At 37.3% G+C, this 6,610-nt stretch carries 6 protein-coding genes; 3 read left to right on the forward strand and 3 right to left on the reverse strand.

Annotation, left to right across the window (positions count from 1 at the left end):
- The first annotated feature begins 157 nt into the window (after positions 1-157).
- Positions 158-622 (forward strand): hypothetical protein, encoded by a 465-nt coding sequence (locus ACIQ1E_RS08005; RefSeq protein ID WP_396170323.1) that lies wholly within the window; start codon positions 158-160, stop codon positions 620-622.
- Between the two features lie 239 nt (positions 623-861).
- Here ACIQ1E_RS08005 and hemL read toward each other — a convergent pair whose 3' ends face one another.
- From hemL to ACIQ1E_RS08020, 3 genes are all read right to left on the reverse strand, one after another.
- Complete coding sequence (gene hemL, locus ACIQ1E_RS08010; protein WP_396170324.1) at positions 862-2,148, reverse strand: glutamate-1-semialdehyde 2,1-aminomutase; 1,287 nt, start codon at positions 2,146-2,148, stop codon at positions 862-864.
- A 102-nt stretch (positions 2,149-2,250) separates the two neighbouring features.
- Positions 2,251-3,120, reverse strand: coding sequence for a glucosaminidase domain-containing protein (locus ACIQ1E_RS08015; RefSeq protein ID WP_396170325.1), 870 nt, complete (start codon positions 3,118-3,120; stop codon positions 2,251-2,253).
- Entirely contained in the window at positions 3,113-4,018 is a 906-nt protein-coding gene (locus ACIQ1E_RS08020; protein WP_396170327.1) for a 1-aminocyclopropane-1-carboxylate deaminase/D-cysteine desulfhydrase, read from the reverse strand. The genes ACIQ1E_RS08015 and ACIQ1E_RS08020 overlap by 8 nt, the downstream gene beginning before the upstream one ends.
- 405 nt (positions 4,019-4,423) lie before the next feature.
- On the opposite strand from ACIQ1E_RS08020, the gene ACIQ1E_RS08025 reads away from it, so the two are divergent.
- Both ACIQ1E_RS08025 and ACIQ1E_RS08030 read left to right on the forward strand, forming a co-directional pair.
- Positions 4,424-4,600 (forward strand): DUF5522 domain-containing protein, encoded by a 177-nt coding sequence (locus ACIQ1E_RS08025; protein ID WP_396170329.1) that lies wholly within the window; start codon positions 4,424-4,426, stop codon positions 4,598-4,600.
- A 90-nt stretch (positions 4,601-4,690) separates the two neighbouring features.
- A partial coding sequence (locus tag ACIQ1E_RS08030) for a urocanate hydratase (RefSeq protein WP_396170331.1) occupies positions 4,691-6,610 on the forward strand: 1,920 nt, incomplete at its 3' end.

Genomic DNA, 6,610 nt, shown 5'->3' on the forward strand with positions numbered 1-6,610 from the left:
ACATAATCAACGTTAATAGGAGTAATATTTTTTTCACGGAGCAAATATAGCTTTAAAAATAAATTCATGATAATTTTTTATTTATTAAAATTATGTTAAAGATTAAACCTTTAAACCCTAACTATGTCTTATCACTATAATTTAAAAACACTTTGAAATGAAAAAATTAATTGTTATCGCATTACTAATGGTTGGGACAACCATTTTTGCACAAGACAGAAACAGAAAACATCAAGGACCTGAAATGGAGCAATTTACTCCAGAACAGCAAAACCAATTGATGTTAAAAAAAATGACTTTAAATTTAGATTTGAATGAGTCTCAACAAAAAGAAATGAGCGCTGTTATTTCGGAAAAAATGGCGAAAAAAGATGCGATGAAGGCTGAAATGAAAGCAAAAAAAGAAAAAGGAGTAAAACCTACCAATGACGAAAGGTTTGCAATGCATATGAAAATGCTTGACGAACAAATTGCAACTAAAAAAAGAGTGGAAAAAATTCTAAATGCAAAGCAATTCGAAAAATGGAGTTCTTTAAAAGAAAATCATAATGGAAATCGTCCCGGAAAACATCAAGGAAAACATCAGGGTGATCGTGAGGATCGCCCAAAAAGACGAGGTTAGATAATAATGGTTAATAAATTGGTTAGTTAGTTGAAACTTCCGGGGTGCTTCCCGGAAGTTTTTTTTATGTAAAAAAAGTCAAATAAATTTACTTTTACAAATCAATATAACAGGCACGTCTGTTCGAGTATTTTATTAAAAATGCGATAGCTTTTTATAATAAAATGTATCGAGAACCCAAGTAGAGATAACTTCTCGATACAATCCCGCCCAAAAGCGGGATCACTCGAAGAGACGACTTAAAATGTTTTTGATACTTTATCAACAGCTTGAATGGTAAAATCTAAGTCGTCATAAGTAAGCGCGTCTGTTATAAACCAAGTTTCATAAGCTGATGGCGCGATGTAAATACCCTCTTTCAGCAAGCCGTGAAAAAACTTTTTGAAGGTTTCGTTATCCCCTTTTGCTGCGGATTGAAAATCGAAAACTGGAGTGTCAGCAAAATGAACTGAAATCATAGATCCCACTGTATTGATTGTAAAATCTACATTATTTGTCTTTAAAACTGTATCAATTCCAGCGGCCAGATAAGCCGTTTTATCTGCTAATCTTTTGAAAATTTCTCGGTCAGTATCTAGTGCCTGAAGCATTGCTAAACCTGCAGCCATCGCCAACGGATTTCCTGACAAAGTTCCTGCTTGATACACTGGCCCAAGTGGAGCCAGAAAGTTCATTATTTCGTTACGGGCTGCAAATGCACCTACTGGTAAACCGCCGCCTATTACTTTTCCGAAGCAAACAATATCCGCTTTGATATTGAACAACTCCTGCACTCCGCCTCTAGCCAATCGGAATCCTGTCATTACCTCATCAAAAATCAGAAGAATTCCGTTATCGGTACACAATTGGCGTAAGCCTTCCAGAAAACCTTTGTTTGGCGGAATACAACCCATATTTCCGGCTACTGGCTCCACAATTATGGCAGCAATTTCGTTTTTATTGGCATTTATCAAAGTCGCCACATTGTCTAAATCATTGTACTTGGCAAGCAAGGTGTCTTTTGCTGTTCCTGCAGTGACGCCAGGACTATTCGGAGAACCAAAAGTTACAGCTCCACTTCCAGCTTGAATCAAAAACGAATCGGAATGACCGTGATAACAGCCTGCAAATTTGATAATTTTATCTCTTTTGGTGAATCCACGAGCCAATCGAATGGCGCTCATACAAGCTTCGGTTCCTGAATTTACAAAACGTATTTTATCGATGTTGGGAACCATAGAAACAGCCAAAGCTGCAATCTGCGTTTCTAATTTTGTTGGCATTCCGAAAGATGTGCCTAACTTGGCTTTTTCGATTACAGCATCGACAACGGGCTGAAAAGCGTGACCTAAAATCATTGGGCCCCAAGAATTAATATAATCGATCAATTTGTTTCCGTCCTCGTCGAACAAATAAGCACCTTTGGCACTTTTGACAAAAATGGGAGTTCCTCCTACTGCTTTAAACGCACGAACTGGCGAATTTACACCTCCCGGAATTACTTTTTCTGCTTCAGCAAACAGCTGACTACTTCTTTGATATAACATTTAGATTTTAGATTTTTAAATTGTTTAAGAGTTTAAAGGTTTAATATTGTTTAAGAGTTTAAACCTTTAAACAATATTAAACCATTTTAAACCTCACGATTGTTATTGAATTTTTAAGTTCTGACCTATCGAAATAGCATTGTCAAAAATATTATTTTGCTTTTTTAACTCTTCGACAGGAATATTGTATTGTTTCGAAATAGAATATAAGGTATCTCCTTTTGTTACTGTATGCCTATTCACTTCTTGATTAGGAGTTATAGTCTTTTTCTCGGCTACAGCCTTTTTATCTACCACAACATCATCGTATTTATACAGTTGAAATCGTTCAATTAATCCAATTAATTTGGCTGGATATTGAACATCGGTCGCATAACCGGCCGCTTTCAATCCACTGGCCCAAGACTTATAATCAGTTTTCTCTAAAGTGAAAAGAGAGGCGTATCGCGACTTAGTGGTCAGAAAAAGAGCGTGGTCTCGGAAGGAATCTGATGAATTATTATATTTTCGAAAACATTCATCAACGGCATCATCATCATAGCTCACACTCTCACCCAACCAATCTTTATGGCATTTTATACCGAAATGATTGTTGGCTTGGACACTCAATGGTCCTGTTCCCGCACCTGATTCTAATATGGCTTGACCCAAGATAATACTCGCCGGAATACCATACTTTTTCATATTGGACTGAGCTATACTTTTATAAGAATCGATATAATTCAAAATGATTTCGTTGGTCACTTTTACCCGAGATGTAGCTTCCAGAATTTGTGTATTCCGATTATAATTTTGATCCGGTTTTGCAGTAGATGCGTTTTCAACCGAACCGTTCACACCAGGCTTTTTATACGCATCGACGACGGAAGAATTGGACTTTGAGCCTTTCTTCGTGGTTTGAATAACCGATTTGTTCGTATTACAACTTACGAATAAAAGAGCCAAAACTAGGAATGCGCATATTCTATTCATAAAAATCTATAATTGGTAATTTCTTTGCCTTCAATTTGATATTCATTCCACTAATTCCTTGGAGTCCACCGGTATGAATGAGCAGAATTTTGGAATTCTCTTTAAAAAAATTCTTTCCTATTAAATCCATAACGCCAAAAACCATCTTTCCTGTATAAATAGGATCCAAAGGAATCTGATTTTCTCGATAAAAGCGATTCAGGAAAGCGATTAACTCCTGATTCACTTTGCCGTAACCGCCAAAATGATAGTCCGTAATCAATTCCCAATTCTCATTTTGTGCAAATTTACGAATTTCATCGTTTAAAAAATCACCTTTCAAAGCAGGAAAACCTAAAACTTTCTGATGTGGCAAAATGCTATTGATTAAACCACTGATGGTGCCTCCTGTCCCAACGGCAGAACAGATAAAATCATATTGAGCATCTTCAACAGACAGAATTTCTTGACAGCCTTTGACCGCATATTCATTGGTACCACCTTCGGGAACATAATAAAAGTCCCCAAATTCATTCTTCAAGTTAGCGATAAAATCAGATTCCGTTTTGTGCCGATAGGATTCCCTAGTGACGAATTTAAACCGCATTCCGCATTCCTGGGCAAACTTAAGAGTTGGATTGATGAGAATTTTATTTTCTAATTCATCGCCACGAATAATTCCTATGGTTCTGAATCCGTGTGCTGCACCGGCAAAAGCGGCAGCAGCTATATGGTTCGAAAATGCGCCACCAAAAGTCAGAAGTGTATCCTGATTCTCGGCTTTTGCCTGAATCAAATTGTATTTGAGTTTTCGGAATTTATTCCCAGAAATAAAAGGATGAATGAGATCCTCCCTGCGAATCGAGAGTGATACAGCCTCGTTACTTATTTTTACTTTTTGCGTTAAAATGTCTTGCAAAACAAATAGAATTTTTTGACAAAGATACGATACAGAAAATTAGGTAACTAACGAATATATTTCAAAAATCCCCAAAAATCCCTTCGCTTTAAATAGTCTAGATCTTTTTCATTTGTATAAGCTTCCCTTTCGAAACTTATATTTCGATAGGCCAAACTCCATTTTTTGAATTGTATATATCGGATAAGAAACTCAATGAAATACCATATAAAAAAAGGAAAAAATAACATTTCCAGTTGTTGCCTTATATGAATTCGCTCATGATGGATAAATACAAAATTCTTTTTATCAAGCTGATGCTTCACAAATACAAAAGGAAAAACGGTCAAACCTCGATAGCCTTTAGGTATTAAATATTTGGTAACAATTAGAAACATTTGCTATAAAGTGTATAAATTTGCCGCTATGAAAGAGCAAAGTAATGAAAAATTATTAATCGAAGGGGAAGATTTTTATTTCACACCCGAAGGTTATAAATGTTTTACCGAGAAATACCATCTCAAAAAAGGGTATTGTTGCAAAAATGGCTGTCGCCATTGCCCGTATGGATTCAATAAAAAAACGGGGATTATTAAAAAGTAAAAATTATATATTGTAGACTGTATTTCTGTAAGTCGAACAGCATACAAAATAACAATATACATTATACAACAATACAATATACATTGAAAAATGACTTTCAAAGAACAAATTCAACAAGGAATTCCAACCATATTACCGCTTCCAAAACCCTTTGAAGCCAACATCAATCACGCTCCAAAACGAAAAGAAATACTTTCGATAGAAGAGAAAAAATTAGCACTTCGCAATGCGCTCCGTTATTTCGAGCCACAACATCATGCCGAATTAATCAAAGAATTTGCCGCAGAATTAGAAACCTACGGTAGAATATATATGTACCGTTTTCGTCCTGATTATGAAATGAAGGCTCGTCCTATTTCAGATTACCCTGGAAAATGCGAACAAGCAAAAGCCATTATGCTGATGATTCAGAACAATCTGGATTATGCGGTGGCCCAACATCCTCACGAGTTAATTACTTATGGTGGAAATGGAGCCGTTTTCCAAAACTGGGCACAGTATTTATTGACGATGCAGTATTTGTCTGAAATGACCGAAGAGCAGACACTTACGATTTATTCGGGTCATCCCATGGGACTATTTCCTTCACACAAAGATGCACCCCGTGTGGTGGTAACAAACGGAATGGTTATTCCGAATTACTCCAGACCGGACGATTGGGAAAAAATGAATGCCCTCGGAGTTTCACAATACGGCCAAATGACAGCAGGAAGTTATATGTATATTGGGCCGCAAGGCATTGTTCACGGAACTACGATTACCGTTCTGAATGGTTTTAGAAAAATAAAAACCAATCCATCGGGCGGATTATTTGTCACTTCAGGATTGGGTGGAATGTCTGGCGCTCAACCCAAAGCTGGAAATATTGCAGGTTGCATCACAGTTTGTGCCGAAGTAAATCCAAAAATAACGCACATTCGCCACAGTCAAGGATGGATCAACGAAGTTATTGAAGACATCGACAAATTAGTAGCAAGAGTTGCTTTAGCGAAAGCCAATAAAGAGATTGTTTCTATCGCTTATCTCGGAAATGTGGTTGATGTTTGGGAAAAATTCGACCAAGAAAACATGGCTATCGATTTGGGATCCGATCAAACTTCCTTGCATAACCCTTGGGCTGGAGGCTATTATCCTGTCGGAATTTCATTCGAAGATGCTAATGAAATGATGGCCAATAATCCGGAATTATTCAAAGTAAAAGTACAGGAAACTTTGCGAAGACATACAGCAGCGATTAATAAACACACGGCAAATGGAACCTATTTTTTCGATTATGGAAATGCTTTCTTACTTGAAGCTTCTCGCGCTGGCGCTGATGTTATGGCGGCAAACGGAATCGATTTTAGGTATCCTAGTTATGTACAAGATATAATGGGTCCAATGTGTTTTGATTACGGATTTGGTCCTTTCCGTTGGGTTTGTGCCTCGGGAAATCCTGAAGATTTACAAAAAACAGATGCCATCGCTTGTGAAGTTTTGGAAAAAATGCAGCATAATTCTCCAGTTGAAATTCAACAACAAATGGCCGATAATATTCAATGGATAAAAGGCGCTCAGGAAAATAAATTGGTTGTAGGTTCCCAAGCAAGAATCCTCTATGCCGATGCCGAAGGGAGAATGAAAATTGCCGAAGCTTTTAATCAAGCGATAGCTAAAGGTGAGATTGGAACAGTGGTTTTAGGCCGCGATCATCACGATGTTTCCGGTACGGATTCTCCTTATAGAGAAACGTCAAATATCTATGATGGTTCTCGTTTTACTGCCGATATGGCTATACAAAACGTGATAGGCGATAGTTTTCGTGGAGCCACTTGGGTTTCCATTCACAATGGCGGCGGTGTAGGTTGGGGCGAAGTTATCAATGGTGGATTTGGGATGGTTCTTGATGGGTCTGCAGCGGCTTCAAAACGAATCGAATCGATGCTTTTTTGGGATGTCAATAACGGAATATCACGAAGAAGTTGGGCAAGAAATGAAGGTTCTATTTTTGCTATAAAAAGAGCAATGGAA

It is taken from the genome of Flavobacterium sp. (assembly GCF_044348915.1).
In the GTDB taxonomy this organism is placed as follows: domain Bacteria; phylum Bacteroidota; class Bacteroidia; order Flavobacteriales; family Flavobacteriaceae; genus Flavobacterium.